General features: G+C 69.6%; 27 protein-coding genes, 1 pseudogene and 1 riboswitch. Of the genes and pseudogenes, 19 read left to right on the forward strand and 9 right to left on the reverse strand.

What is annotated here, in order from left to right; genetic code table 11:
• Positions 1-5 precede the first annotated feature (5 nt).
• The 8 genes from SALPAC4_RS0121280 (at position 6) to SALPAC4_RS0121315 (ending at position 9,247) form a co-directional block, all read left to right on the forward strand.
• The gene (locus tag SALPAC4_RS0121280) at positions 6-1,571 is read left to right on the forward strand and encodes an amidohydrolase (protein ID WP_019872070.1); all 1,566 of its coding nucleotides are present in this window, start codon (positions 6-8) and stop codon (positions 1,569-1,571) included.
• Entirely contained in the window at positions 1,568-3,130 is a 1,563-nt protein-coding gene (kamD, locus tag SALPAC4_RS0121285) for a lysine 5,6-aminomutase subunit alpha (RefSeq protein ID WP_019872071.1), read from the forward strand. Before SALPAC4_RS0121280 ends, kamD begins: the two co-directional genes overlap by 4 nt.
• Positions 3,127-3,891 carry a lysine 5,6-aminomutase subunit beta gene (kamE, locus tag SALPAC4_RS0121290; RefSeq protein ID WP_019872072.1) on the forward strand — a complete coding sequence of 255 codons (765 nt, stop codon included), beginning with the start codon at positions 3,127-3,129 and terminating at the stop codon, positions 3,889-3,891. The genes kamD and kamE overlap by 4 nt, the downstream gene beginning before the upstream one ends.
• Positions 3,888-4,280 (forward strand): 3-aminobutyryl-CoA ammonia lyase, encoded by a 393-nt coding sequence (kal, locus tag SALPAC4_RS0121295; RefSeq protein WP_019872073.1) that lies wholly within the window; start codon positions 3,888-3,890, stop codon positions 4,278-4,280. The genes kamE and kal overlap by 4 nt, the downstream gene beginning before the upstream one ends.
• Positions 4,277-5,629 (forward strand): glutamate mutase L, encoded by a 1,353-nt coding sequence (locus SALPAC4_RS0121300; protein ID WP_019872074.1) that lies wholly within the window; start codon positions 4,277-4,279, stop codon positions 5,627-5,629. Before kal ends, SALPAC4_RS0121300 begins: the two co-directional genes overlap by 4 nt.
• A 400-nt stretch (positions 5,630-6,029) precedes the next feature.
• Entirely contained in the window at positions 6,030-7,772 is a 1,743-nt protein-coding gene (gene lnt / locus SALPAC4_RS0121305; RefSeq protein ID WP_397537998.1) for an apolipoprotein N-acyltransferase, read from the forward strand.
• Positions 7,765-8,553, forward strand: coding sequence for a polyprenol monophosphomannose synthase (locus tag SALPAC4_RS0121310; protein WP_018731971.1), 789 nt, complete (start codon positions 7,765-7,767; stop codon positions 8,551-8,553). The genes lnt and SALPAC4_RS0121310 overlap by 8 nt, the downstream gene beginning before the upstream one ends.
• A gap of 169 nt (positions 8,554-8,722) precedes the next feature.
• Positions 8,723-9,247 carry an FxsA family protein gene (locus SALPAC4_RS0121315; RefSeq protein WP_027644949.1) on the forward strand — a complete coding sequence of 175 codons (525 nt, stop codon included), beginning with the start codon at positions 8,723-8,725 and terminating at the stop codon, positions 9,245-9,247.
• Positions 9,248-9,354: 107 nt separating this feature from the next.
• Here SALPAC4_RS0121315 and SALPAC4_RS0121320 read toward each other — a convergent pair whose 3' ends face one another.
• From SALPAC4_RS0121320 to SALPAC4_RS0121335, 4 genes are all read right to left on the reverse strand, one after another.
• Positions 9,355-9,696 carry an RNA polymerase-binding protein RbpA gene (locus SALPAC4_RS0121320; protein ID WP_012013503.1) on the reverse strand — a complete coding sequence of 114 codons (342 nt, stop codon included), beginning with the start codon at positions 9,694-9,696 and terminating at the stop codon, positions 9,355-9,357.
• 191 nt (positions 9,697-9,887) lie between these two features.
• A complete protein-coding gene (locus SALPAC4_RS0121325; protein ID WP_027644950.1) occupies positions 9,888-11,036 on the reverse strand; it encodes a coiled-coil domain-containing protein in 1,149 nt (382 codons plus the stop codon).
• Between the two features lie 48 nt (positions 11,037-11,084).
• Entirely contained in the window at positions 11,085-11,906 is an 822-nt protein-coding gene (locus SALPAC4_RS0121330) for a class I SAM-dependent methyltransferase (protein WP_019872078.1), read from the reverse strand.
• Between the two features lie 234 nt (positions 11,907-12,140).
• Complete coding sequence (locus SALPAC4_RS0121335; protein WP_019872079.1) at positions 12,141-13,052, reverse strand: EamA family transporter; 912 nt, start codon at positions 13,050-13,052, stop codon at positions 12,141-12,143.
• A 65-nt stretch (positions 13,053-13,117) separates the two neighbouring features.
• On the opposite strand from SALPAC4_RS0121335, the gene SALPAC4_RS0121340 reads away from it, so the two are divergent.
• The gene (locus SALPAC4_RS0121340; RefSeq protein ID WP_027644951.1) at positions 13,118-13,606 is read left to right on the forward strand and encodes an Lrp/AsnC family transcriptional regulator; all 489 of its coding nucleotides are present in this window, start codon (positions 13,118-13,120) and stop codon (positions 13,604-13,606) included.
• Here the strand turns inward: SALPAC4_RS0121340 and SALPAC4_RS0121345 are convergent.
• On the reverse strand, positions 13,603-14,550 hold the full coding sequence (locus SALPAC4_RS0121345; RefSeq protein WP_026323535.1) for a bifunctional 5,10-methylenetetrahydrofolate dehydrogenase/5,10-methenyltetrahydrofolate cyclohydrolase: 948 nt from the start codon (positions 14,548-14,550) through the stop codon (positions 13,603-13,605). The genes SALPAC4_RS0121340 and SALPAC4_RS0121345 overlap by 4 nt on opposite strands.
• Positions 14,551-14,566: 16 nt before the next feature.
• Positions 14,567-14,650, reverse strand: a riboswitch (ZMP/ZTP riboswitch).
• Positions 14,651-14,757: 107 nt separating this feature from the next.
• On the opposite strand from SALPAC4_RS0121345, the gene SALPAC4_RS0121350 reads away from it, so the two are divergent.
• Positions 14,758-15,276, forward strand: a complete 519-nt coding sequence (locus SALPAC4_RS0121350) for a GNAT family N-acetyltransferase (protein ID WP_019872082.1) — start codon at positions 14,758-14,760, stop codon at positions 15,274-15,276.
• Positions 15,277-15,293: 17 nt separating this feature from the next.
• On the opposite strand, the gene SALPAC4_RS0121355 is transcribed toward SALPAC4_RS0121350, so the two are convergent.
• Together SALPAC4_RS0121355 and SALPAC4_RS0121360 are read right to left on the reverse strand one after the other, a co-directional pair.
• The gene (locus SALPAC4_RS0121355) at positions 15,294-16,565 is read right to left on the reverse strand and encodes a dihydrofolate reductase family protein (RefSeq protein ID WP_050565041.1); all 1,272 of its coding nucleotides are present in this window, start codon (positions 16,563-16,565) and stop codon (positions 15,294-15,296) included.
• A 73-nt stretch (positions 16,566-16,638) separates the two neighbouring features.
• The gene (locus SALPAC4_RS0121360; RefSeq protein ID WP_019872084.1) at positions 16,639-17,208 is read right to left on the reverse strand and encodes a hypothetical protein; all 570 of its coding nucleotides are present in this window, start codon (positions 17,206-17,208) and stop codon (positions 16,639-16,641) included.
• 69 nt (positions 17,209-17,277) lie between these two features.
• Between SALPAC4_RS0121360 and SALPAC4_RS0121365 the strand changes: the two genes are divergently transcribed.
• The 7 genes and pseudogenes from SALPAC4_RS0121365 (at position 17,278) to SALPAC4_RS0121400 (ending at position 24,225) form a co-directional block, all read left to right on the forward strand.
• Positions 17,278-17,883 carry a TetR/AcrR family transcriptional regulator gene (locus tag SALPAC4_RS0121365; protein ID WP_019872085.1) on the forward strand — a complete coding sequence of 202 codons (606 nt, stop codon included), beginning with the start codon at positions 17,278-17,280 and terminating at the stop codon, positions 17,881-17,883.
• A 376-nt stretch (positions 17,884-18,259) separates the two neighbouring features.
• Complete coding sequence (locus tag SALPAC4_RS0121370) at positions 18,260-18,616, forward strand: YciI family protein (protein WP_019872086.1); 357 nt, start codon at positions 18,260-18,262, stop codon at positions 18,614-18,616.
• Positions 18,613-19,852: pseudogene (locus tag SALPAC4_RS25535) on the forward strand (RNA polymerase sigma factor). Before SALPAC4_RS0121370 ends, SALPAC4_RS25535 begins: the two are co-directional and overlap by 4 nt.
• Before the next feature lie 510 nt (positions 19,853-20,362).
• Positions 20,363-20,872: a GNAT family N-acetyltransferase gene (locus SALPAC4_RS0121385; RefSeq protein WP_019872087.1), complete on the forward strand. Its 510-nt coding sequence runs from the start codon at positions 20,363-20,365 to the stop codon at positions 20,870-20,872.
• A 233-nt stretch (positions 20,873-21,105) separates the two neighbouring features.
• Positions 21,106-22,185, forward strand: coding sequence for a DNA polymerase III subunit beta family protein (locus tag SALPAC4_RS0121390; RefSeq protein ID WP_019872088.1), 1,080 nt, complete (start codon positions 21,106-21,108; stop codon positions 22,183-22,185).
• A gap of 8 nt (positions 22,186-22,193) precedes the next feature.
• The gene (locus SALPAC4_RS0121395; protein ID WP_027644954.1) at positions 22,194-22,691 is read left to right on the forward strand and encodes a hypothetical protein; all 498 of its coding nucleotides are present in this window, start codon (positions 22,194-22,196) and stop codon (positions 22,689-22,691) included.
• 145 nt (positions 22,692-22,836) lie between these two features.
• Positions 22,837-24,225 (forward strand): cellulase family glycosylhydrolase, encoded by a 1,389-nt coding sequence (locus SALPAC4_RS0121400; RefSeq protein WP_027644955.1) that lies wholly within the window; start codon positions 22,837-22,839, stop codon positions 24,223-24,225.
• A 186-nt stretch (positions 24,226-24,411) separates the two neighbouring features.
• Here SALPAC4_RS0121400 and SALPAC4_RS0121405 read toward each other — a convergent pair whose 3' ends face one another.
• Positions 24,412-25,335: an aldo/keto reductase gene (locus SALPAC4_RS0121405; protein WP_019872091.1), complete on the reverse strand. Its 924-nt coding sequence runs from the start codon at positions 25,333-25,335 to the stop codon at positions 24,412-24,414.
• Positions 25,336-25,641: 306 nt separating this feature from the next.
• Here SALPAC4_RS0121405 and SALPAC4_RS0121410 point away from each other — a divergent pair, with 306 nt between their 5' ends.
• Positions 25,642-26,010: a VOC family protein gene (locus SALPAC4_RS0121410; RefSeq protein ID WP_019872092.1), complete on the forward strand. Its 369-nt coding sequence runs from the start codon at positions 25,642-25,644 to the stop codon at positions 26,008-26,010.
• A gap of 94 nt (positions 26,011-26,104) precedes the next feature.
• Positions 26,105-26,287, forward strand: a complete 183-nt coding sequence (locus SALPAC4_RS0121415) for a hypothetical protein (RefSeq protein ID WP_019872093.1) — start codon at positions 26,105-26,107, stop codon at positions 26,285-26,287.
• Positions 26,288-26,315: 28 nt separating this feature from the next.
• Here the strand turns inward: SALPAC4_RS0121415 and SALPAC4_RS0121420 are convergent, their stop codons facing one another.
• A complete protein-coding gene (locus SALPAC4_RS0121420; RefSeq protein ID WP_018731953.1) occupies positions 26,316-26,741 on the reverse strand; it encodes a cupin domain-containing protein in 426 nt (141 codons plus the stop codon).
• Positions 26,742-26,772 lie beyond the last annotated feature (31 nt).

Genomic DNA, 26,772 nt, shown 5'->3' on the forward strand with positions numbered 1-26,772 from the left:
GTGCCATGACGAACCCCTCGACGTTGTACCGCGGCGGTGTGCTGCATTGTCCTGCTGACCCGGGTGCGACCGCGTTTCTGGTTTCCGGCGGCCGGATTGCCTGGTTGGGGTCGGACGCTGAGGCGCCGGTTGCCGATCAGGTGGTGGATTTGGGTGGCGCGCTGGTGACGCCGGCGTTCGTTGACGCGCATGTGCACACGACGGACACCGGGTTGGGGTTGTCGGGGCTGGACGTGTCGGGTGTGCGGTCGGGGCGGGAGTTGTTGGCGGCGGTGTCGGCGTTTGCTGAGGGGCTGCCGGCTGATGGTGTGGTGCTGGGGCATGGCTGGGACGAGTCGGCCTGGTCGGTGCCGGTGCCTCCGGGGGCGGCGGAGTTGGGTCGGGCGGCGGCGGGGCGGCGGGTGTATTTGTCGCAGGCGTCGATGCATTCGGCGTTGGTGTCGACGGCGTTGCTGGCTGCGTGTCCGGGGGTGGTTGCCGCGGTTGGTTTCGACGAGTCGGGGTGGTTGCGGCGGGATGCGCATCATGTGGTGCGGGCAGCGGCTTTTGAGTCGGTTGGGTCGGTGCAGCGGGCGGCGGCGCAGCGGGCGGCGTTGGCGCATGCGGCGTCGTTGGGGGTTGCCGCGGTGCATGAGTGTGGTGGGCCGGAGATTTCCGGGGAGGAGGACTTCACGCGGTTGTTGGGGATCTCCGGGGTGGGGGTGCCGGAGGTGTACGGGTATTGGGGTGAGTTGGGTGGTGCGCAGCGGGCTCGGGAGTTGGGTGCGGTGGGTGCTGGTGGGGATGTCTTCGCTGATGGGGCGTTGGGGGCGCAGACGGCTCAGTTGACGGTGCCGTATGCGGATGCGGGTGGGTGCGGACATGGGTATTTGTCGGCCGAGCAGGTGCGGGATCACTTGTTGGGGTGCGCGAGGTACGGGCTGCAGGGCGGGTTCCACGCGATTGGGGATGCGGCGATCGCGACGGTGTTGGCGGGGTTCGCGGCGGTGGCGGCGCGGCTGGGTACGGATCGGGTGCGGGCGGCTCGGCATCGGGTGGAGCATGCGGAGCTCATGGACAAGCGGACGATTGCCGGGTTTGTGGAGTATGGCGTGGTGGCGTCGGTGCAGCCGGCGTTTGACCGGTTGTGGGGTGGCGCGGGTCGAATGTATGAGTCGCGGTTGGGGCTGGATCGGTCGTTGGCCGCTAATCCGTTGGGGGCGATGCATTCGGTGGGGGTGTCGTTGGCGTTCGGGTCGGATTCGCCGGTGACTCCGGTGGATCCGTGGGGGTCGGTGCGGGCGGCGGTGGCGCATCACAATCCGGCGCAGCGGATGAGTGTGCGGGCGGCTTTCGCGGCGCATTCGCGGGGTGGTTGGCGTGCGGTGCGGCGGGATGGTGACGGGGTGTTGGCGTTGGGGGCGCCGGCGACGTTCGCGGTGTGGGATTCCCCGGCGGGGGTGGAGCGGGGGTTGCCGGTGTTGCAGGCGGAGGATCCGGAGGCGCGGGGTGTTTCGGATCCGACGCCGTTGCCGGTGTGTCTACGTACGGTGCTGCGTGGTGCGGTGATCTATGGGGAGGGCGGATTGTGACCAGGAAGCTCGATCTGGATCCGGTGTTGGTGGCGCGGGCGCGGGAGTTGGCTGCTCGGGCTGGGGCGCCGGTGGTGGAGTTGGCGCGTAGCCATACGACGGTGTCGGTGGAGCGGGCGGTGCTGCGGCTGGCCGGGGTGCAGGGGGCGGATCCGGATGGGATTCCGTGGGTGAACCGGTTGGTGGATGCGGTGGCCGCGGATGTGGGCTTGGGGCATGGGGTGGCTGTTCCGGTTTTCGATGCCTTGGCGCGGGAGCAGTTGGTGGATGTGACGCTGTTGGCGCAGAAGGCGGCGGCTGGGTCGGTGCGGTTTGAGGTTCCGGCGGGGCGGGCGGCGACGGCGGCGCGGCGGGGGGCGCGGCGGGCGGTCGCGGCGGGGGTGCGGCGGGTTGATCGGCGGCGGGCCGAGCGGGAGCGGTTGGTGCGGCGGTTCGGGGATCCGCCGCAGCGGCCGTGGATCTATCTGATCGTGGCGACGGGGGATATTTACGAGGATATTCCGCAGGCGCAGGCGGCGGCTCGGGCGGGGGCGGATGCGATCGCGGTGATCCGGTCGACGGGGCAGTCGTTGTTGGACTATGTGCCGGAGGGGGCGACTCGGGAGGGCTTCGCCGGTACGTATGCGACGCAGGAGAATTTCCGGCTGATGCGGGCGGCGTTGGACGAGTCGTCGCGGGAGTTGGGTCGGTATGTGCGGTTGACGAATTACGCGTCGGGGTTGTGTATGCCGGAGATGGCGGCGTTGGCGGGCCTTGAGCGGCTGGACATGATGTTGAACGATTCGATGTACGGCATCTTGTTCCGGGATATCAATCCGATTCGTACCTTCGTCGATCAGCGTTTTTCGCGGCAGGTGCACGCTCGGGCGGGGATCATCATCAACACTGGTGAGGACAATTACCTGACGACTGCCGATGCGGTGGACGAGGCGCACACGGTGACGGTGTCGCAGTTGCTCAACGAGTACTTCGCGCATGAGGCGGGGTTGGCGGACTGGCAGTTGGGGTTGGGGCACGCGTTTGAGATCAACCCGGATGTGCCGGAGTCGTTGCGGTTGGAGTTGGCGCATGCGCTGTTGGCGCGGGAGTTGTTCCCGGATGCGCCGTTGAAGTGGATGCCGCCGACGAAGCACATGACCGGGGATGTGTTTCGGGGCAACCTGCTGGACGGATTTTTCAACCTGGTGGGGGCGCTGACCGGGCAGGGGATTCTGTTGGTGGGGATGATGACGGAGGCGGTGGTGACGCCGTGGCTGTCGGATCGGGATATCGCCTTGCAGAACGTCCGGTATGTGCTGGGTGCCGCGGGTGGGCTGCGTGAGGATTTCGTGCCGGCGTCGGGTGGCTTCATTCAGCAGCGGGCGCACCAGGTGTTGCGTTCGGCGGTGGAGTTGTTGGAGCGGGTCGGGGAGCAGTCGTTGCTGACGGCGATCGGCGAGGGCACGTTCGGGATCATGAAGCGGCCGGCGGACCGGGGTAGGGGGTTGGACGGGGTGGCGCGGCACGAGGGCGACTACTACAACCCGGCGGTGCAGATCCTGGAAGGGGCGGGGTCGTGACGGTCGTGCCGGAGAAGCAGGTCGTGCGGCCGTATGGGGACACTACCGGTGACGGCATGGTGCAGGTGTCGTTCACGTTGCCGCTGCCGCACGACAAGCGTGCTGAGGGTGCGGCGATTCAGCTGGCCGGGAAGATGGGCATCGACCCGGCGATGCTGGTGCATGCCCGACCGATGGGGGACGGGTTCACCTTCTTCGTGGTGTATGGGCGGGTGAACCATCTGGTGGACACCTCGGCCGTGCAGGTGGTGGAGCGGGACTTTCCGTTGCTGTCGGCGAAGGAGGTCAACGCGGTGGTCAAGCGGCAGTTGCGGCGGAAGCTGTCGGTGGTGGGGGCGTGTATCGGCACCGACGCGCACACCGTGGGGATCGACGCGATTCTCAACGTCAAGGGCATCGCTGGGGAGAAGGGGCTGGAGTACTACCGGGAGTTGCGGGTCAGCAATCTGGGCGCGCAGGTGAGTGTGCCGGATTTGGTGGCGGCGGCTCGGGCGGAGCGGGCGGATGCGGTGTTGGTGTCGCAGGTGGTCACGCAGCGGGACGCGCATCTGCACAACACGCGGGAGATGTCGGCGGCGGTTCGGGAGGCGTGGCCGGCGGGGAAGCGGCCGTTGCTGATTGTCGGCGGTCCGCGCTTCGACGAGGCGATGACCGCCGAGTTGGGGGTGGACCGGATTTTCGCCCGTGGCACCACTCCGGGCGAGGTGGCTTCCTACCTGGTCCATGCGTTGATCACGAGCCGGAAGGCGGCGACGGTATGAGTGACCCGAGGGTTGGGGTGACGGTGGCGCACCGGCGGTATGTGCCGTACTCGCATGCGCACTATGCGGGCAGTCTGGTTGACGGGGCGTACGCGTTGGGTTTGTTCGGGGATGTCGCCACGGAGGTTTGTATCCGTACCGACGGGGACGAGGGGTTGTTCGCCGGCTATTCGGACGTGCGGTTCCTGGCGCCGGTGCGCGCCGGTGACGTGGTGGAGGTGACCGGTCGGGTCACCCGGGCGGGTAGGCGTAGTCGTACGCTGGAGTTGAGCTGTGTGGTGGTGTGTCGGGGCCGTCCGGATCGGGGGGAGTCCGCGGCGCAGGTGTGTGATCCGCCGATCGTGGCGGTCACCGCGACGGGCACGGTGGTCGTGCCGCTGGTGGCGTGAACGTCGCGATCTGCGCGGATGTCGGCTCCACGTACACGAAGGTGGCGGTGGTCGATCTCGACGGCGCGGGTCTGGTCGCGACGGCGGCGGTGCCCACCACGGTGGGCAGTGACGTGTTGCGGGGGTTGGACGCGGCGGTCGCGGCGGCGACCGCCGGTCTGCCGGTGGGGGACGCGCCGTGGTACGTGTGTTCGTCTGCTGGGGGCGGGCTGCGGTTGGCGGTGGTCGGCTACGAGCAGTTGGTGACCGCGCAGGCGGGCCGTCGGGTGGGTCTGTCGGCGGGGGCGAACGTGGTGCATGTGGCCGCGGGTCGGCTTGGCGCGGCGGAGCTGGCGGCGGTGCGGGCGGCCCGCCCGGATGTGCTGCTGCTGGTCGGCGGCACCGACGGCGGTGACGCGGAGACGTTGACGCATAACGCGACCCGGTTGGCGCGGGCCCGCTGGCGGGTTCCGGTGGTCCTCGCCGGTAACGCCGAGGTCCGCGACGATCTGGTGTCGATGCTGGTGTCGGCGCGGGTGCCGGTGACGGTGGCGGAGAATGTGCTGCCCCGGATCGGGGTGCTGGCGCCGGCTGGGGCGCGGGCGGCGATCCGAGAGGTGTTCCTGCGGCATGTGATCGGCGGTAAGAGGTTGTCGCGGGGGCCGCGGTTCCCGCGGCTGGTGCGGGCGGCCACCCCGGATGCGGTGCTGACCGGCGTGGAGTTGCTCGCGGACACGCTCGGCGGTGATCTCGCGGTGGTGGATGTCGGTGGGGCGACCACCGACGTGTATTCGGTGCTGACGCCGGATGAGCGGGAGAGCGGGCCGGGCCGGGAGGTGGCGGGTAGCTTGTGGCGGGCCCGCACCGTTGAGGGGGATCTGGGGGTGCGGTGGAGCGCCCCGGGGGTGGTGCGGGCAGCGGTGGAGGAGCGGCTGCTCGATGTGGCCGACGCCGAGGTGCTGGCCGCGGCGGCGCGGCAGCGGGCGGATGACCCGGCGTATCTTCCGGTGGGCGGGGCGCAGCGGGCGACCGACGCGCGGCTGGCGGCCTTGGCGGCCACGGTGGCGTTGCGGCGGCACGCCCGTGGGGCGGCCACCGGTGAACGCGCGGGACGGGATCTGCGGGATGTTCGGCTGCTGGTCGGTTCGGGTGGGGTGCTCCGGCATGCCGCGGCTGCGGATGCCGTGGGGGTGCTCGCGGGGGTACTCGCCGACTATGCCGGTGGGTGGCCGTTGCCGCGTGCCGCCCGGGCGGTGGTGGACGTGGACTATGTGTTGGCCGCTGTCGGGTTGCTGGGTGCCGAGCACCCGGCCGCGGCGCGTGCTCTTACGGACCGGCTGCGGGCGGGGGGTTGGGGCGGGTCCTGGTAGCCCGAGGGGTGGGTGGCGCGGTGCGGGCTGGCCGGCGCGGATGGCGCGACACGCCGGGTGGTGGCGACGACTCGTCGGGGCCGGGTTGACAGCGCCCCGGGGGGAGCACGTACCGTCTTTGAGTCCTACTACGGGAAGCGGCTGTTGTTCGCTTCGTCCCTTCGTCCGCTGGCCGAGCGACACGAGTGTGTGGTCGCGGCGGCCAGGTCCAGCGGGCGGGGGTCGGCGGGGCGGCGCGAACCGGCCGCGGTTACCGGTGTACGGGCAGGGTGAGAGGCACGGCCAGTAGACAACGGCCAGGCGGGGGCAGCCAGTCTGCCGTCCGGTCGGTCCGAAGGTCGGCGCGTCCCATTCTCGCCCCACCGGCCGGGAAGGGCCTGGGAGCATCGGGGTGCGGCAGTTGCCGCGCCCCGATTTCCGTTTTGCCCGGGGTGCCGTGGTCGACGCTGGGTCGCCGTGGTCTGCGCTGCCCGGGGCGGCGCGGATCGGGCCGGGTACCCTTCGGCAGGTGATCGTGGACATGCCGGCGAGGGCTGTGGGAGTGATGCGGGAACGTCCGTTGGCGTTGCCGTTGCCGGTTGCGTTGGTGGCGGCGGTTGGTGGGGGCGTGGCGTTGCTGCTGGCGTTCCCGCCGTACGGGGTGTGGCCGCTGGCGGCGGTCGGGGTGGCCCTGTTGGCGGGCGCAACCCACCGTCGGCGCCCGCGGGCTGGCGCCGGCCTCGGGTTCCTGACCGGGGTGGCGTTCTTCGCTCCGCTGCTGGGTTGGACCAACCTGCACACCGGCTCCTTGCCGTGGGTGCTGCTGTCGTTGTTGCAGGCCGGCTATCTGGCGTTGCTTGGCGCGGCCACCGCGTGGGTTTCTCCGCTGGTGGACCGGTTCCGGTGGGGGTGGCCGGCGTTGACCGGGGTGCTGTGGGTGGCGCAGGAGGCGCTGCGTGATCGCACTCCGTTCGGTGGCTTCCCGTGGGGTCGGCTGGCGTTCAGCCAGGATGGGTCGCCGTTGCTGCGGTTTGCTGCCCTGGGCGGGGCGCCGTTGGTGACCTTCGTGGTCGCGGTGATCGGTGGGCTGCTGGTGGCCGCGGCCTGGGCGGGCTGGTCGGCGTATCGGCACCCGGGCCGGCGGTGGATGCCGGTGGCGGGGGCGGTGCTGGCGGTGCTGGCGGTGCCGGCTGTCGGGTTGCTTGTGCCGGTCCGCGCCGACGGTGGTGGGGAGCCGGTGACGGTGGCGATTGTGCAGGGCAACGTGCCGCGGCTGGGGCTGGACTTCAATGCCCAACGGCAGGCGGTGCTGAACAATCACGTTGAGGCCACCGTCGAGCTGGCCGACCAGGTCGCCGCCGGGGCCCGGCCCCGCCCGGACCTGGTGGTCTGGCCGGAAAACTCCAGCGACATCGATCCGCTGCAGGATGCTTCCGCCGGTGACCGGATCCAGTCTGCCGCCGACGCGGTGGGTGTGCCGATCCTGATCGGGGCGGTGTTGCGCGGCCCGGGAGAGGGGCAGGTACGCAACGCGGGGCTGCTGTGGCGGCCGGGGACCGGCCCGGATCTCGACCAGCTGTACACGAAACGGCATCCGGTGCCCTTCGCCGAGTATGTGCCGTTTCGTGATGTGGCCCGACTGGTCAGCAAGCAGGTTGACCGGGTGCGGTCTGATTTCGTGCCGGGTAGTACCCCGGGCGTGCTGGCTGCCGGTCCGGCGGTGCTCGGTGATGTGATCTGCTTCGAGGTCGCCTACGACGAGGTGGTCCGGGACACGGTTACCGGTGGGGCGCAGCTGCTGGTGGTGCAGACCAACAACGCCACCTTCGATGTGGCTGAGGCCCGGCAGCAGCTGGCCATGGTGCGGCTGCGGGCGGTCGAACATGGTCGCCCGGCACTGATGGCCTCAACGGTGGGCGTTTCCGGGTTCGTTTCCCCGGACGGGCGGGTAAGTGATGCCACCGAGTTCAACACCCGCGCGATCGTGGTGCGGCAGCTACACCTCGCCGACGACGAAACCTTCGCGACCCGCGTCGGCTTGTGGCCGGAGGTGGCGCTGACGGTCCTGGCCGTGGCGGCCCTCGCCGCAGCCGGGGTGCGGCGACGCGCCCGAGGTGCGGCGACGGCCGGTACGCCGGTGAGAGGGAGGCAGGACGGTGCGTGACGAGACCGGTCATCCCGAGGTGGGGCGGGTGCTCGTGGTCATCCCGACCTACAACGAGGCCGACAACCTGACCTGGATTGTGGAACGGGTGCGTCGGGCGGTGCCGTCGGTGGACATTCTGGTTGCCGACGACAACAGCCCAGATGGCACCGGTGAGGTGGCGGAAGCCCTCGCCGGACAGGACCGGCGGGTGCATGTGCTGCACCGGGAGGGCAAGCAGGGGCTGGGCGCCGCCTATCTGGCCGGGTTTGGGTGGGCGCGGCAACGCGGCTACGACGCGGTGGTGGAGATGGACGCCGACGGCTCCCACGCCCCGGAGGATCTGCCGGCGATGCTGGCCGCGGCCCGCGACGCGGACGTGGTGATCGGGTCTCGCTGGACCCGGGGAGCGCAGGTGCTCAACTGGCCGCTGCGGCGGCTGCTGTTGTCGCGCTGCGGAAACCTGTACGCGCGGCTGGCCCTGGGGATGCCGGTCTCCGACGCCACCGGCGGCTACCGGGTGTATCGACTCAGCGCCCTGGACGCGTTGGACCTGGCGTCGGTGTGCTCGCAGGGGTATTCGTTCCAGGTGGAGTTGTCCCGGCTGGCACACCGGGCCGGGGCGCGGATCGTGGAGGTGCCGATCACCTTCGCCGAACGCGAACGGGGCAGCAGCAAGATGAGCCCGCTCATCGTCGCCGAGGCGTTGTGGCGGATCACCGGGTGGGCGGTGGCGGACCGGCGGTTGGCCTTCCGCCGGGGGCTACACGGCACACCCACGGGGCAGGTCCGGTGGCCGTAGCGCTGCCCCGGTCCCCGTCGCCGCCCGGTGGCGGCGACGTCGGTGTCTCCGCCGCTGGTGGCGGGGGCCGACGGCGGCGCGGCCGTGTCATGCTGGACGGGCGGGACGACGTACTCCACCACCGGCGAGTCGGGCGGTGGGGGCGTGGCGGTCGGGTGGTGAGGTGATGATGCGCCGGGGACTGAGGTTCGTACCGTTGGCGTTGTTGCTGGCGGCGTTGGTGGAGCTGGCGGTGTTCGTGGCTGTGGGCCGGGCCGCCGGGTTCGGGATAGCGGTGCTGGCCGTGTTCGCGGCGTCGCTGCTGGGCATGGCGCTGCTGCGCCGGGAGGGGATGCGCGCGTGGCATGGCTTCCAGACCGCGGCGCGGTCTGGTCAACCGCCGGGCACGCAGGTTACCGATGGTCTGGTGGGGTTGCTCGGCGCGCTGTTGTTGGCCACCCCGGGTCTACTCAGTGGGGCGTTGGGGTTGGTGCTGCTGGTGCCGCCGGTGCGCCGGCTGGCCCGCGCGGGGGCACGGCGTACCGCGGAGCGGCGCGTGTCGTCAATGGTCGCCGGTGACCTGTTTGGGCCGCGCCGGGTGCGAGTGCACCGGGGCACCCCGCAGCAGCCGCCGCCGGCGGCGGCGGCGGAGCCGACCGTGGTGGACGGCGGCCAGCCCATTGAGGGCGAGATCGTCGAGCCCCGGCAGGGCTGAGGGTGCGCGCCCGGCGCTCCCCGGGCCCACCCCCGGGCAACGACCCGTTGCGACGACGGCACCCGGCCCGAGCGGGATAACCCGGGGCGGGTGCCGTGCCGGATGGTTCAGGCGCGCCCGCGGCGGGTGCGGACCTCCTTGAGCCGCTCGGCGAGAATGTCCTCAAGTTCGGCGATCGATCGCCGCTCCAACAACATGTCCCAGTGGGTGCGCGGCGGCTTCGCCTTCTTCTGCTCCGGTTCGTTGCCGTCGACCAGCCGGGCGACGCTGCCATCGAACTTGCATTCCCAGGTCATCGGGACCTCGGCGTCAACGGCGAACGGCACCTCGAACTGGTGACCCTTGGCGCACAGGTATTCGCGGGTCTGACGCGGCGCGAGCTCGGTGTTACGGTCGGATTCGTAGCTGACCGCGCCCAGACGGCTTCCGCGCAGCATGCGCTCGCCCATGATCGTCTTCCCCTCGTTCGTGGTGCTGGTCTGTTTCGGTGTAACAGTCGGTGTCCGTGGGGCCATTCCCGCCTGGTGGCGTGTGACGGCCGGCAACAAGGGTAGCCGGAGGGCCGCCCGGACCGGCGAGGGTCGCCCCGACCTGGCCGAAAGTTCGCTTGGTGGCCGAACCGAGATGGTATCGCCCCGCGTCAGCGCACGGGCGTGGACGCCTGCCGGTGAGCCAGGGCAGCCGCCAGCTGGGCGACCTGGTCGGCGAGCTGGGCGACTCGCCGATGTGCCTCGTCCCGGTCACCCTCGGCGGCCCGCAGCCGCGCCGTCAGCTCCGCCAACTGGCCCTGCGCGGTGGTCACCTCCTGCTCGGCGGCGGTCAGCTGCCCGCGCAGTGAGTCGCGGTGCTCGGCGAGCGCCGTCGCGTCCGCGTGCGCGCGCTCCGCGTCCCCCACCGCCCGCTGTGCGTCCCCCACCGCCCGCTGACGTTGCGCTTCGGCGCGGTCCCGGTCGGCCACCGCCTGGTCCCGCTCCTGTAGCGCCGCCGCGGCCTGCGCCTGAGCCCGTTGTGCGTCCTGGCGGGCCCGTTGCGCGTCGGCGCGGTGTCCACGGGCCTGTTCGGTGGCCGTGGACCGCGCCTGCGCGGCCTGTTGGGCGTCGGCGCGGGCAGCGTCGCGTTCCGCGACCAGGTCCGCGGCGTGCTGCCGCTGGGCGGTGAGTTCGGCATCGGCGCCGCGTAGCTGCGTACGGGCATCGAGTTCCTTGGCCCGCGCGGTGTCGCGGTCCTGTTGGGCCTGCCCCAGTAGCGCCTGTGCCGCGCTCGCCTCCTGGCGGGCCTGGTCCCGAGCCTTACGAGCCTGGTCGGCGCGGTCCGCGGCGGCGGTCGTCTCCGCAACGGCACGGGCCGCTTCGGCGCGGGCGCTCTCCTGCTCGGCGGTGGCGTTGCGGGCCTGCTCTCGGGCCTGGACCGCGGCAGCGGCGGCGTCCTCGGCGGCGCGGCGGGCCTCGTCCCGATCGGTCTGCGCCGCTGCTACCTCGTTGGCCGCGTCGGCGCGCGCCTGGGCCAGTTGCTGTTCCACCCCGACCGGGGACAGCTGCGCGTGCAGCGCCTCGGTGAGCGACGCCACGATCTGGTCGAGCCGGTCCACGGCCTCCCAGGTGCGGGCGACCTGTCCGGGCAGCCCGGGGGCGTTGCGATGTCGTATCCGGCTGGTCCGGGCGGCCTGTTGGCAGGCGCCGTCGTTGTCCCGGCAGTAGCGGAAGGGGCGGCCCGCTCCGGCCCGCTGCGGCACTGGACGTCCGCAGTGGGCACAGGGGCGGGAATCGGCGGGTGCGGCCTGCTCGTCCATCGGACGCCGAGTCTAGATGCCGTCGCCGCGGCCGCCCGGCGCGGTGGGTTATCCGCTGGCGCCAGCCGCCGCCTTACCGGCCCGAAGTGAGAAGAACAGCGGCAACTCACCCAGCCCGCCAGGGGGGAGGGTCCAGCCCAGCCCTTCCTGCTTGTGCAGGAACGGCCATGGCCGATCCAGCCACGGGAACTCGTGGAAGAACTCGATCACGAGCCCGGCCCGCGCGACAGCGGTGATCAGTTCCGCGACGCTGTGCGGCCACAGGTACTCCACCTCGGTGGCGACCCGGGCGTCCCGGTCGACGTAGCTGCCCTGCACCGGGTGGCAAACCGGTTCGGCTCTGGGGAAGTAGGGTCGACTGACTCGCAGCTCGGCCGCGGAAGGGTCCAGGACCTCGGCGATCGGGTGGATGTCGGTCACGTAGAAGACACCACCGGGCGCCAGGAAGTGCGCCGCCACCTGCGCCCACCGGGTCAAGTCCGGCAGCCAGCCCAGCACCCCACGCGAGGTGTAGACGATGTCGAAGGTTCCGGTCAGGGCGGCAGGCAGGGTCAGGACGTCGCTGCAGACGAAGTGGGCCTCGATTCCGGTGTCGGCGGCGAGTTGGCGGGCGACAGCGACGGCTCGGGGCGAGAAGTCCACCCCGGTGACAGTCGCGCCCCGCCGCGCCCACGAGACCGTGTCGGTGCCGAGTTGGCACTGAAGGTGCAGCAGGCTTCGGCCGTCCACCTCGCCCACCTCGTCGATCTCGTACGACCGCAGCTTGCAGGTGCCCCGCCGTACCGACTCCAGGTCGTACCACGTCGAGTGGGCGTGAATGTCCGCCCACTCGTCCCACAGTCCCCGATTCGACTCGAGAAATCGGTGCACATCCCTATTGCTCACCGGGCTTCACGCCTCTCAACCAGCCGCACGCCCTGGCCGGAACACCGCGGTTTGAGCAGGCCCTCCTGTTCGGTCTCCGAGATCGCTGTCAGGCCGTGAGTTTCAGCGTGGCACAGGCGGGCCGACCACGTCTTCGGAAGCACGGTGATCGGGATGGGCCCCGGTGGCGGGTGCCGCCCCTGCGGTCGTGCCACCGCCCCGCGCCGGCGGGCTTGAGCCTCACGCGCGGACCCGCTGTCGTCGCGGCTGCCCGCCGTCCTGGTGCACGGCGACACCGGCGACCACGAGACCGACCCCGACGATCTCCGGTGCGGTGGGGACCTGGGCCAGTACGACAACCCCGATCACGGTCGCGGTCGCCGGGAACAGGCAGACCAGGAGGGCGTAGGTGGCCCGGGGCAGCCGGGCCATGGCGAGTTGGTCGGTGACGTACGGGATGACCGACGAGGTGACGCCGACACCGACCCCGGCCGCCAAGGCGACCACGTCCAAGGCGGCGGGTGCGGCGTCAACGACGCCGACCGGTAGCGCGAGGACGGCGGCGATCAGCATGGACAGCGCGAGACCGTCGATGCCGGACAGCTGCTGACCGCGGGCGACGCGGTGCCCGAGCACAATGTAGGCGGCGAACAGCACGGCGTTGGCCGCGGCGAAGGCGATTCCAAGCGGTTCGGCGACCAGGCGGACGTCGGTGAGCAGATACACCCCGGCAACCGCGCAGACCAACGCGAGCAGGTTTCGGCGGGTTCTGGCCGCGTAGGCCGCCAACACGATGACCGGCAGGAATTCGACCGCGGCGACCGTGCCCAACGGCAGCCGCTCCAGCGCCAGGTAGAAGACGCTGTTCATGGCCGCCAGGACGGCGGCCCATCCGATCAGCAGCCGGCGGGTGGGCCGGTCCAGGTGCCGCCAGCGCCGCCACGGCCGCCGCCACAACGCGAATACCGCGGCCGCGGCGGCGATGCGCAGCCACGCCACGCCCAAGGCGTCCACGCGGACGAAGAGCAGTACCGCGAAGGCTGGACCGAGATAGTGGAACACCGCACCGACGACGAAGTAGGCGTGGGGTGGTATCCGCGGTGCGGCCGCCGCCGACGTCCGGGTGTCCGAGCGCAGAACTGATCGTGGCATTCCCCTATCGTCGAAGGTGACAGCGCCTAGCACCATGCACAATCGAAGGCTAAAGGAGCGTGACGATGACGTATCGTGAGCCAAGGCCCCCGACTGGCATTGCAGATGGAAATTCGGTGCTCGACGACACCAATCGGCGTCTGCTGCACGTACTGCGTGACGACCCGCGCGCCAGCGCCGCCGAGTTGGCGCGCCAGGTCGGCATGTCCGCGCCAGCGGTGCGAGAGCGGCTGCACCGACTCGAACATGCCGGCGTGATCCGCGGCTACCGCGTCGATATCGACCCCGCGGCCCTGGGCCTCCCCGTCGCCGCCTGGGTGCGGATCCAACCCGGTCCAGGCCAGCTGTCAAAGATCGCAGAGCTGGCCGACCGCGTTCCGGAGGTCAGTGAGTGCCACCGGATCTCCGGCGAGGACTGCTTCCTCCTCAAGGTGCACGTACCCGCCGTCGACGCCCTGACGGCGGTCCTCGACCAGTTCCTGCTCCACGGCCAGACCACCAGTTCCTTCATCGTCTCCACCCCGGTGGCGCCCCGCACTCCCGGACGAAGCTAGCTCCCGCCCGGCCCCGAAGGCCGTACCGGTGTCCGCGTCGGGTGCTCGTCGTCATCGGGGTGCGGTGGCGTCAGCGCCTGCCGTGCCGCCCGCACCGCGTTACGGAACACCATCGCCACCGTCGTCGGGCCGACCCCGCCTACACGGGGAGTCATCGCCCCCGCCACCGTCGCGCATGCCTCGTCCACGTCCGGTAGTAGCCGCCGCCCCGCGTACCGCACCCCACCACCGACGACAACCGCTCCCGGGCGCAGGTGCTCGGGGCGGACGAGACCCGGCACCCCCGCCGCCGCCACCAGGATCTCCGCCCGGCGGGTGTACCGAGGCCAGTCCGTCACGCCGGTGTGCACCACCGTCACCGCGGCGTTCGCCGTCGGCCGCTTCTGCGCCAGTAACATCGCCAGCGGACGCCCCAACGTGGCACCCCGACCCAGCACCACCACCTCCCGGCCGGCCACCGGCACCCCGTGGTACGCCAGCAACGCCTCGATTCCCGCCGGCGTACACGGTGCCGGGCCCGGCAGCCCCAACGCCAACCGGCCCAGGTTCACCGGGTGCATCCCGTCCACGTCTTTCTCCGGATCCAGCGCCTGCATCGCCCGGTCGAAGTCCAGGTGCCGGGGAACGGGGTGCTGCACCAACACCCCGTGCACCGCCGGGTCCGCGCTCAACTGTGTCACCACCGCCTGCAGGTCCGCCTGCGACGCCGACTCCGGCAACTGCACGTGTGGGGAGGCGAACCCCAACTGCTCGGCTTGGCGCTGTTTGATCCGGATGTACCCGACGCTCGCGTCGTCGTCGCCCACCAGCACCGTGGCCAGGGCCGGGGTCATCCCGGCCGCCCGTAACTGGGTGACCTCCTGCGCCACCTCGGCCAGGATCTGCTCGGCTACCGGTCCACCCGGCAGTGACCGGGCGACCGACATCGACATTGACGTGGACATGGTGCACCTCGCCCCCGCGGAAGGCCCAGGCGGTCGACCCTCCGCGACGAGCTCCCCGATGGTCATTCCATCCTCGGTGCCGCCAGTCGCGTCGACCTCAGCCTGCCACAACGCCACCAGGGTGAGCCAGCCCTGGCGCATCGCCGTCAGGCCACTAGGCTGGCGAGTGTGAATATCCCTCCGATTCCCCTGGCTGATGCGATTGTGATGCGTCTGGTGGAGGAGTCCGATGCGGGGCCACTGACCGAGGCATACCTTCTCAACCGTGAGTACCTCCAGCCGTGGGAGCCGCGGCGGGCGGATGCCTACTTCACGATGGAGGGGCAGCGGAGTCGGGTGCAGGATCAGCTCCGGCTCCTGGATTCGGGCCAGACTCTGCCCTGGGTGTTGGAGGAGGGGGGCCGGGTTGTGGGGACGCTGACGCTGTCCAACGTCCTACTCGGACGGTTTCGGAGCGCCAACGTCGGCTACTGGGTCGACCGTGGGTATGCCGGGCGGGGGCTCGCCACTCAGGCTCTCCAGCACGCCTGCCGCCTCGCCGACGAAGTGGCCGACCTGCACCGGCTTGAGGCCGGCACCTTCGTGCGCAACAAAGGAAGTCAGCGCGTCCTCACCAAAGCGGGGTTCACGCTGATCGGCACCGCCGCCAACTACCTGCATGTCGACGGTGCCTGGCAGGACTACCTGATCTTCCAGCGGATCCTAAACGAACGTCCTCCGGGATGAGGCCGCGCCCAGGAGAGTCAGACCGTCGGGGGGCCGTCGGCCCGGCCGGACGGGCCAGGGCGGGTGTAGCGGAGGAACAGGTTGCCCTGCTCGTCAAGGAGGGACCGGTGGAGCTGCCACTGCCCGCCCGCGGGCTGTCCCGCCGGACCGGCGGTGATCCGCGGGCCGGCCACCGCCAGCAGCTGCGGCGTGATCGTCATGCAGATCTCGTCGAGCAGGTCCGCCTGGGCCAGCTGGCCGGCCAGTGCGGGGCCACCTTCGCAGACGATGCGTCGGTGCCCCCGCTGTCGAAGCAGCTGGATCGCCTGGTTCAGGTCAACGTTGTAGTCGCCGGCGACCAGGAGTTCGGCGGCTTCGGCTACCGCCGTGCTGGCCTCGGCCGCCGTGGCGGCGGGGACGATCAGGATCGGCCGTGGCTGGCCGTGACCTCCGATGCCGCGCTGGAACAACGGGCCACTGAGGTTGAGGTCGAGGCTGCGGGTGACAACCGCGATGGCCGGATAGGGCGGTAGGCCGTTGGCTCGTCGACGGGCGATCTCGGGAGCCGACAGGGTGGTCTGCCCGTACTGCTCGGCGCGGACCGTGCCCGCCCCCAACAGCAGCAGGTCGGCGTCTCGTTTGATCAGGCGATAGACCCGCTGGTCACCGCTGCTGCTCAGGGCGGCGCTGGCGCCGTTCACCGCGGCGAGACCGTCGATACTCGACACCGTGACGAGGCGTACGTGACCCTCGGTGGGGGAGGGCAGTGCGTAGCGTTCGTGAAGTTCGTCCTCGTCCAGGTCGATCAGCCCGGTGGTGGGCCACATGTCGCGGATCCGAGAACCGACGGCGGGCGGCGGCGGGCCCGCCAGTCGCCACACCAACTCGGCGAGCCGCTCGGTGAGCAGACCCGGAAGGCCGGTGCGGGCCGCGACGTCCGTGCCGCTGGTGCGGCACCGTTCGAGGGTGTGTCGGTGGCCCCGCACCAGGTACTCCCGGCCGGTGCGGTCCATGGCGTAGCAAAGGTGCTGGCCGTCGATCTCACCCGAGACAGCGACCGCATCAACACCGAGGTCCCGCTGCGTGTTGGCGATGCCGCGATGGCGACGACACTGGTCGATCCAGTGTGTCAGGAGGTCGAGCGGGGTGTGCCCACCGACACCGCTGGCGAGGATGGCGGGCACGCCGGGCTTCGGCGGCCGATGGCTGATCGTGAGCAGCGTCGGTGGGCCTCCCCAGCGCCAGGTGGCGTGGAGTTCTTCCAGCACCGACAAGATCGAACTGTTCGGGTCCGGGTGAGCTGATGTCATGCCTGACCGTTTCGCGCTGGTGGTGGTGTGCTGGTCTGGCCCGACCAGCACCGGAACTGCCCGGGTTGACGACTCACTCGGTTGGACCCGCCGCGTCGGCGGTACGGCGCGGTTCCTGCCGGGGAAACACCGTGTGCGCGAGCGGCCAGAACACGAGCCAGATCGCCATCGCCAGGCTGAGCCGCCCGATCCACCCCCAGAGCTGCTGGGTCCGCTCGGCGTCGCCGACGAAGGCGATACCAGCGAGCAGCAGAGCGCAGGCAACAGCCCAGCCGAGCAGGCCCCGGCGCCATTCGCGCCACTCGTGCCGGGTGCGCTCCAGCCCGTACCGTGGGGCCCGAGTCGGTGGTGGCCCGCCGGCGAACCGGTGCGCGAAGCGTACGTCGGCCCAGCGGACCATGCGGTGACCGAACGCCACGGAGAAACCGAGGTACGCCGCGGCGAGGCCGTGCGCGGCGGTGGCGGTCCCGCCGCGACGTAGGTCGATCGTCGTGACAGCGAGCAGGACAAGGTCGACCGCCGGGACCGCCAGAAGCAGGACGGCGCCGACGCGGGGAAGGCGCAGCGGGTATCGGGCCAGCAGCCCGGCCACGAGTAGCAGCCAGAAGGCCACCTCGCAGGCGACGATTACCGCGACAAGCACGCCGGACCCCCCTTTTTAGTACGCTGTACGATCACAGTAGCAGGGATGTCATCGACTGCCGGAGGAGCCGTGCCGAAGATCGTCGACCACGACGCGCGCCGCGCCGAGCTGGCCGAGGCGATGTGGCGCGTCGTCTACCGCGATGGCGTCGCCGCGGCCACGGTGCGAAGCATCGCCGCCGAGGCTGGCTGGTCCCCCAGCGCGCTGCGACACTACTTCGCCACCCAGGCCGACTTGTTGATCTTCGCCATGGAGCATGTGATAGCGCAGTCGGCCGAACGCTTCGCCGCGGAGAGCTGGACTGGGCCGCCCCGCGAGACCGCTCAGCGGATGCTGGAGGAGTTCCTGCCGCTGGATCGGCAGCGCCGAAGAGCGGCTGAGGTGTGGCTGTGGCTGACCCTGCATGCCCAGGTTGACCCCGCCGCCCAGGCGCGACTCAGCGAGGCCGACGACGGCGTCCGGGGCGTCGTCGATGTCGCTGTCGACGCCCTCGCGGCGGCCGGGCTGGTGGCCCGGGGTGCTGACCTCGGCGCGGAGAAGGCCCGACTGCACGCCCTGCTCGACGGGCTTACCCTGCACGCGCTGGTGCGTACCGAGCTTATGCCGCCCGGCCGCCTCCGCGCGTTGCTCGCCGAGCACCTCGACAGCCTGACGAGTGCCCGGGACGGCCCGTAAGGAAGTGGATACAGTGAGCTCGCGGGTCTGTCGCGGGGCCGAATGGGCCGGCACGTCGGCCGTCCGTCGCCCATCCCGCCGACAAGATCGATTATGCCCGGCAACTCAAGACCCAAGGCGTCAGTCTCGGCAGGATCGCCGCCAAGACCGGCATCCCCCAAGACCTCGCTACACCGCTATCTTGCCGACGTTGCGACCCCGACCCCGACCCCGGTCGCGGGCGGGGCGCGGTGACAGCGTGCCATGCGGTCGTACAGCGCCGACTGTCCTGAATGATTTCTCTGACCGAGCTGTCGATTCGTGGCTGCGCCGTTCGTCATCCCGGTGTTGCCGCTCCACAGGAAAGCGCGAAACTGGCGAATAGGGGATTTACATCATGAAGTACATGCTGCTGATCATTGGTAGCCAGGACGCCGAAGCGTCGACTTCTGACGCCGATCAGGGCCTCATGGAGGCGTTCATGGCCTACCACAAAGCTGTCTGTGACGCTGGCGTCATGGTTGACAGCAACGTGCTCGATTCCTTCGAGACCGCCACGTCCGTCCAGATGAACAAGGTCGGGGAACGCATCGTCACCGATGGACCGTTCACCGAGACACGTGAGTACCTCGGCGGCTACTACATCCTCGACCTTCCCGACCTCGACACCGCGATCGACTGGGCCGCTCGCTGTCCCGGGGCCAGGGCTTGGCGAGTCGAGGTCCGCCCGATCCAGGACTTCGACCTGTCATGACCGGCGGGCGAGCTGCTGGCTCCGTGGAGACGGTATTCCGGGAGGAGCGAAGCCGGCTGCTCGCCATGCTCGTGCGCCAGTTCGGCGATCTCGACCTCGCTGAGGACGCCGCCTCCGACGCTGTCGAGGCCGCACTGCGCCGCTGGCCCATCGACGGGATACCGGCGACCCCGTTGGCATGGCTACTCACCACCGCGCGCCGCAAGGCCGTCAACCGGTTACGCCGAGACCAGGCATACGCCGCCCGTCTCGCGATCATGCAGGTCGAGGCACGGCAATTCGCTCCGATAGTTTCCGAGCCGGATACCGACGACATCCCCGACGAGCGGTTGCGCCTGTTCTTCACCTGCTGCCATCCCGCGTTGTCGCTCGAGGCCCAGACCGCGCTGACGCTGCGCTGCCTCGCGGGGCTCTCGACGTCCGAGGTCGCGCGGGCTTTCCTGGCGCCGCAGGCCACGATGGCGCAGCGGATCGTGCGGGCCAAACGCAAGATCCGTCGCGCGCGGATCCCGTTCCGGGTGCCCGAATCCGACGAACTGGTCGGGCGTCTACCCGGGGTGCTGCGCGTGGTCTATTTGATCTTCACAGCGGGCTACGCCGCCAGCGCGGGCGAGGAACTCGTCCGGGCCGACCTCACCGACGAGGCGATCCGGCTCGCCCGGATCCTGCACCGGCTGCTGCCCGCCGAACCCGAGGTGACCGGACTGCTCGCTCTGCTGCTACTCGTCGATGCCCGGCGCGCGGCTCGCGTCGACGAGGAAGGCGAACTGGTGCCCCTGGAGGTGCAGAACCGCGCGCTGTGGGATGCCGATCGCATCGCCGAGGGTCGGGACCTGGTCGTGGCCGCCCTGCGCGGGCCTCGCTGTGGGCCGTACGCGATACAGGCGGCGATCGCTGCCGTGCACGACGAGGCCGCCGATCTCGCTACGACCGACTGGCCGCAGGTCGTGGCGCTCTACGACGTGTTGGCGCGGGTGTCCCCATCGCCGGTGGTCGACCTCAACCGCGCCGTGGCCGTGGCCATGCGCGACGGCCCGGAGGCTGGTCTGGTGGCCCTGGACGCATTGGACGCCGACGCGCTGCGCGGCTATCACCTGTTCCCGGCCGGCGCGAGCGGATCTGTTTCGCCGGCTTGGCCGGGCCTCGGAGGCCGCAACGGCCTACCAGACAGCGCTCGAACTCACCGCGAACGAGCGGGAGCGGGCATTCCTGCGCAGACGGCTGGCCGACCTGTGATCACCGAACGCAAGAGGTGGCCGGTCGCCCTCTCGAAAGGCCGAGCGTGCCGGGCCTGCCCAGACGCCCGCTTCACCACCGCCTTGGCCGCATTGCGCTCGGCCCGGCCGACCAACTCGTGGGCCATGAACACGTTAGGCAGCTCCAGCGCGTTATCGGTCGCGGTGGCTTCTAACCAGCGCGCCGTCGCCAACAACGTCGCAATCTTGCGCTGGTACCTCAGCGCAGCCAGCCTCGGCGCCTTGTCATCGAACCCCTGCGAGCCAGCTCGATCAACCGGCAGGTCGGCACACCCCGTGGCGGCCATATCCACCGCACCCAGGTGCAACCCTGCGATCTCCGCCACCCGGTCCAACGACTTCACCAGGCCCGGCCCGTCGGGTTGGTCGGGCCACGCCGCCACAGATCCAGCTGCGAACGGCGCTGCCCCTCCGGCACCCGCAGCACGTTCTCCAGTTTGGCGGCCTGCTCGCCGGTGATCGCATGGAACGACCGTCTAGGGTGGGCGCGGTGAACGAACTGCGGACAGCCCGTCTCTGCCTGCGGCCCTTCCGTTTCGAGGACGTCTCGGCCGTCCACGCTTATGCCGGCGATTCCGAGGTGGTCCGCTACATGGACTGGGGCCCGAACAGTCACGCTGACACGGAGACCTTCGTCTCGTTGGCCGTGAACCCGCCGGACGGCGTCCATCCGTTCGCCGTCGAACGCTCGGGCGCCCTGATCGGCGCCGTCGAGCTCCGGGTCACCGCCGCTGCCCATCGCCGCGGCGAGTTCGGCTATGTCCTGGCTAAATCCGCCTGGGGTCAGGGCTACGCCACCGAGGCAGCCGCAGCTGTGCTCACCTACGCCTTCGAACAGGCAGGACTGCACCGGGTCGCTGCCACGTGCGACCCGGCTAACGTCGGCTCCCGCCGCGTCCTGGAGAAGATCGGAATGAAGTACGAGGGCCACCTCCATGACTACCTGCACATCCGAGGTGAGATGCACGACCGCCTTCTCTTCGCTGCCCTCCACCCATGACCATCTCACTTAGATGGTGCGGCGCCCCTTTCCAGCGAGGCGTCAGACGACTAAACCAGCATCACGGATGGTGATGACTGGCCTGGAATCGGCGACAGTTGGAAAGACGCTCACCAATATCACGGTCCGCGATGGCGACGCGACCCGGTAGTCCGATCACCGCCGTGCGGCGCGGGTAAGCAGTTTGTGACGAGTCTACGGCTGTTGACCTTCAGGTTGGTTGAAGGCTCAGGATGGTCGGCGTGGCAGCACAAGACGATCGGATGACGATCGGGGTTTTCGCGCGGGCTGCGCAGGTCAGCACCAGCGCCCTGCGCTTCTACGACGACTGCGGTCTCGTGCGCCCCCGTACGGTCGATCCGATCACCGGATACCGGTACTACTCGCCGGATCAGCTCGACGAGGTCCACCTGATCCGTCAACTGCGGAAGGTGGGGCTGCCGCTGGGGGAGGTACGGCGGGTGCTTGCCGGCCCCGCCACGGTGGCCGAGCAGCTGTTGGCAGCCCACCTGAGCTCAATGGAGCGCGCTATCGAGGACGCCCGCATCGCCCGTACCGCCGCACTGAGTCTGATCCGAGATCGGGAAGATGCCGTGCTGGTCCTGCCCGGACAGCTACTTGCCGAGGCGGTCGGGCAGGTGGCGTCGGCTGCGGACACCAGCGCTGGCATTCCCGCGCTCGGCGGGGTGCTGGTCGAGATGAGCGAGGATGAGCTGCGGTTGGTGGCGACGGACCGGTATCGGTTGGCGGTCCGGTCGCTGCCGACCGACGGGCGGCGGGTGCCGGCGACGGCCGTTGTGGACGCGGTCCAGCTGGACGGGGCACGACAGTGGATCGGCGACCAGGAGCACCTGCGACTCGAGTACGGCGATTCGTGCGTCCAGCTCACCGGGCCCGGTGGTCAACGGCGGCTGGCGACAGTCGCGGGAGCCTTCCCCGCGTACCGGATCGTCCTGGACGGACTGCCCGAGGTGCGGACCCGGGTGGTCGCGCCGCGGGACCTGCTGCTGGACGCCATCGCCGATGATCCACAAGTACGACTCGACTGTGTGGTGAATGCCGACCTGACCGTGACGTCATCGTCCCGTCGGGGGACACCGAGAGCGGTTCCCGCCGACATCACCGGAGCGCCGGTGGCGATCAACTTCCGCGCCGCCACGCTGTATCCCGCGCTGACGGTGGCCAGCATCGGACCGGACGTGATGCTGCAGATCAGCCAACCCCACCTGCCCGCTGTCGTTCGCTGCGCCGATGACGGCGATATCACCACTGTGGTGATGCCGGTAGCGGCCAGTCCACCATCCGAAACCTGAGGAGGATTATGAAACAGGCGCGAACCATGCCCGACGAGACGATGGCGAGCATCGGCGCCGCGGTGGAGCTCGGCCGATCCGGGCAGCGGGCCCAGGCCCGCGACGCTCTCACCGTCCTCTGGGAGCAGATCGGCGCCACCGGCGATGCGCTACATCGGTGCACTCTCGCCCACTACCTGGCTGACCTGCAGGACACCACCCGGGCTGAACTTGAGTGGGACGAGCGTGCCCTCGCCGCCGCCGGCGACCTTACCGACGAACGTGCCCAGCGGTATGACGATGCGTGGCAGGTGCGGCTTCTCCTGCCCTCACTGCACCTGAACCTCGCCGATGATCACCGACGTCTGGGCAATCCCGCGCGAGCGCGGGAGCACCTGGCGCAGGCCCGGAGTCTGGTTACGCAACTCCCCGACGACCAGTACGGCGGCATGATCCGTAGCGGCCTAGAGCACGTTTCTGAGGCGCTGGCGGCGGGTTCGACCCAGCGCCTCGACTCCCATCCGTGAGCACGATAGTCGGGCAGAACCAGGTCAAGTTTGTTATAGACAGGTCACGATACAGTTAAGTAGATTAACAAAACGCGCCACGTGGAGTCCCTGTCCCGACCCCAGCCACGGCCGAGCTGATCGGGCGATGTCTCTAGGAGGACCGATGAAGCTGGGCATGAGGACTGTGGCCCTGGCCGGCGTCTTCGCGGTCGTGGCCGTGGGGGCCATGGTGGCCACCACCACCGCCACCGCGGCGGCCGCGCCGACCGCGACGTTCGTCAAGGTTTCCGACTGGGGTAGTGGCTGGGAGGGCCGATACACCATCACCAACGGGGGAAGCAGCACTCTGACCAGCTGGCAGGTCGACTTCGACCTGCCGGCAGGCACCAGCATCGGCACGTACTGGAACGCGCTGATGGACCGCGACGGGCAGCGTTACCGCTTCACCAACCAGCACTGGAACGGCACGATCGCACCGGGCGCCTCCGCGACGTTCGGCTTCCTCGGCTCCGGCTCCGGTAGTCCGGCCGGCTGCCGGCTCAACGGCCAGCCGTGTCAGCCGACAGCTCCTCCGACGACCAGTCCACCCCCACCGCCACCGACCACCGCACCTCCCGGTAGCACGCCGGTTGCGGCGAACGGACAGCTGCGGGTCTGCGGTGAACAGCTCTGTAACGACAACGGCAAGGCCATCCAACTGCGGGGCATGAGCACGCACGGTCTGCAGTGGTACGCCAACTGCGCGACCAACGCGTCCCTTGATGTCCTCGCCCAGCAGTGGGGCGCCGATGTCCTGCGGATCTCGATGTACATCCAGGAAGGCGGCTACGAGACCGACCCGCGTGGCTTCACCGACCTGGTCCATGACTACATCGAGATGGCCACCGCTCGCGGCCTCTACGCGATCGTTGACTGGCACATGCTCACGCCGGGGGACCCCAACTACAACCTGTCGCGCGCGCAGACCTTCTTCGCCGAGATCGCCGACCGGCACCGGGACAAGGTGAACGTCCTCTACGAGATCGCGAACGAGCCGAACGGGGTCAGCTGGGGCACGGTCAAGAGCTACGCCGACCAGGTCATCCCGGTCATCCGGGAGCGGGACCCGGAGGCGGTGGTGCTTGTCGGCACCCCCGACTGGTCGTCACTCGGGGTCTCCGGCAGTGGCGGTGGCGTGGACGCCATCACCGCCAACCCGGTGGCGGCCAGCAACCTGATGTACGTCTTCCACTTCTACGCGGCATCGCACGGCGACCTGTACTACAACACCCTGGCGGCGGCGGCCGACCAAATCCCGATCTTCGTGACCGAGTTCGGCACCCAGCAGTACACCGGCGACGGTCCGAACGACTTCACCATGTCCCAGCGCTACCTCGACCTGATGGCGAGCAAGAAGATCAGTTGGGTCAACTGGAACTACTCCGACGACTTCCGCTCCGGCGCGGTCTTCACCACGGGAACGTGTGCCAGTGGCGACTTCGGTGGCACCGGTCCGCTCAAGCCGGCCGGCAGTTGGATCCGTGACCGCATGCGGACCGCTGACGACTTCTGACCGCGCCTCCACCCGGATCACAAAGCCGCCGCCCCGGTCGCTCGGCTGCCGTGGTGGCGGCTTTCCGGGTGCGGTGGGTGCCTTGGAAACTACCTTTTGGTCTGTCCGTTCACGTGCTCCAGGCCCCGTGCGGGTAGCCGCTGGCGTAGCGGGCAACAGCGGTGGCTGGTGCCCCAACTCGCCCTTTTACATGCGGATGGCCTGCGACTGGTAGGGCTCTTCGAGGTATTCAATCTGCTTCTCGGTCAGCGTAACGTCGACCGCCGCGACGGCATCGTCAATGTGCCGTTCCTTGGTGGCCCCGACGATGGGGGCGGTCACTCCAGACTTACTCAGCAGCCAGGCGAGGCCGATCTGTGCTGGTGGAAGAGCGCACTCCTGGGCGACCTGGGCCACCCGTTGGAGGATCGGCTCGTCGCCGCGCCCGTACAACTCCTCCCGGCGGTCGGCGTCGCCGCTGGACTCGCGAGCGGTGGCCGCTTCCTCGGTCGCTCCGGCGCGGGCGACCAGTCCACGGGCCAGCGGGCTCCACGGGATGACGCCGACTCCCTGGTCGCGGCAGAGCGGGATCATCTCCCGCTCTTCTTCCCGGTAGAGCAGGTTGTAGTGATTCTGCATGGAAACGAACCGGGTCCATCCGGACATGTCGGCGGTGTGTTGCGCCTTGGCGAACTGCCAGGCGGCCATGCTGGAGGCACCGATGTACCGGGCCTTTCCGGCGCGCACCACCTCGTGCAAGGCCTCCATCGTTTCCTCGATCGGTGTCTGGTCGTCCCAGCGGTGGATCTGGTAAAGGTCCACATGATCGGTGCCGAGCCGGCGTAGCGACTCGTCGATGGCAGTGTGGATGTGCTTGCGGGACAACCCACCGTCGTTGGGTCCGCTGCCCATTGGAAAGAAGACCTTGGTGGCAAGCACGTAGTCGTCCCGCCGCGGGAAGATCTTGCCTAGCAGACGGCCGGTGACCTCCTCACTCGTTCCCGACGAGTACATGTTGGCGGTGTCGAAGAAGGTGACTCCGGCATCCACCGCCCGTCGGACGAGAGGTTCGGCGGCGTCCTCGGTGAGCACCCACCCATCGCTCTTGCTGCGATCGCCGTAGCTCATCATGCCCAGGCAGATCCGCGAGACCTTCAGCCCTGTCCTGCCCAAACGTACGTACTGCACTCGGCTCGCCCCCCCCATTCGACAACCAGACCACCGTGACCCTACGGGCCGGTGTGTGGTGGCACGCACCACCTGAGACCTCCGTCACCTGAGGCTCTCGATCTGGTGTCTTCGAGGTGTCCCCACTCGGCTACCGGTGTGGCCCCGCGGTGCCGGCGGTGGGAGTGTCGTACCCCCTTCTTAGTCTGGGATCCGTCAAACGTTATGACCCGGCCCGGTTCCGCTGTCCGGTTCCCTGGAGGAGTTACGGTGCTCAACCACATTGGCATCCATGTGCGCGACTTCGACGCCAGTCGCGCCTTTTACGATGCTGTCCTGGCCACACTCGGGGGGCGACGCCTGTTGGAGTCCTCGACTCAGGTCGGCTATGGCACCAGCGATCCTGACTTCTGGCTCTATCCGCTACGCGGCGCGGACGAGGGAGCCGAGGTGCACATCGCCTTGACCGCCGCTGACCGGGCTACCGTGCGGGCGTTCCACGACGCCGCGGTGGTGGCCGGGGCGGAGGTGCTGCATGAACCCAGGGTCTGGCCGGAATATCACCCGAACTACTTCGGTGCTTTCGTCCGTGATCCGGATGGCAACAACCTCGAGGCGGTCTGCCACGAGCCGGAGTGATCGCCTCCCGGCTACGCCTGGCACACACGGGGACCGGTGACACGGTCGTCCTGCGGCATTCCTCGGCGTGCGATCGGCGGAAGTGAGACCCCCAGTGGCAGTCGCTGCTGGACGCAAGGCCCTGGTTGATGCCGACGACCTGGTCTACTTCCAGCAGGTCGCCACCGACCTCGCCGACCGCCTCTCCGACACCCGGCACCTACCACTGCCGTGGACGGGCACCTCTCGAGCCTTGAACGCCCCGCCGAGACCGCGACGCTCCTCCAGGACTACCTGAACGCGTGAAGCCGCGAACGCGCCGGAGCTCAGCCGGTCGGTGGCTCATCGGCGCCCGCGGTCTTGGCCGCGTCGGCCTCCTCCTTGGTGCGGTGCACCGCCTGGTCGGCGTGCTGCGGCGGGCTGTAGATCGTGTAGAGCACCAACGGGTTCTGCCCGGTGTTGACGAAGTTGTGCCTGGTGCCCGCCGGTACCACGATCTGACTACTCCGAACGATTTCGCGCTTCTCGCCGGCAACCCGAGCTTCACCGGCGCCGCTGACGAAGGTCAGAATCTGGTCCGCATTTTCGTGCACCTCGTCGCCGATCTCACCCCCGGGCGGGATTGTCATGACCACCAGTTGGAGGTGCTTACCAGTCCACAGCACCCTTCGGAAATCCGGATTCTTCTCAGCCACCGTCACGATCGTGTTATCAATCATGCCCTGCCCATACCCGTTACGGCCGAACACCATGCCGTTCCCACCAAGGTGCGTCTGCGGCGGT

It is taken from the genome of Salinispora oceanensis, assembly GCF_000383575.1.
Lineage (GTDB): Bacteria > Actinomycetota > Actinomycetes > Mycobacteriales > Micromonosporaceae > Micromonospora > Micromonospora oceanensis.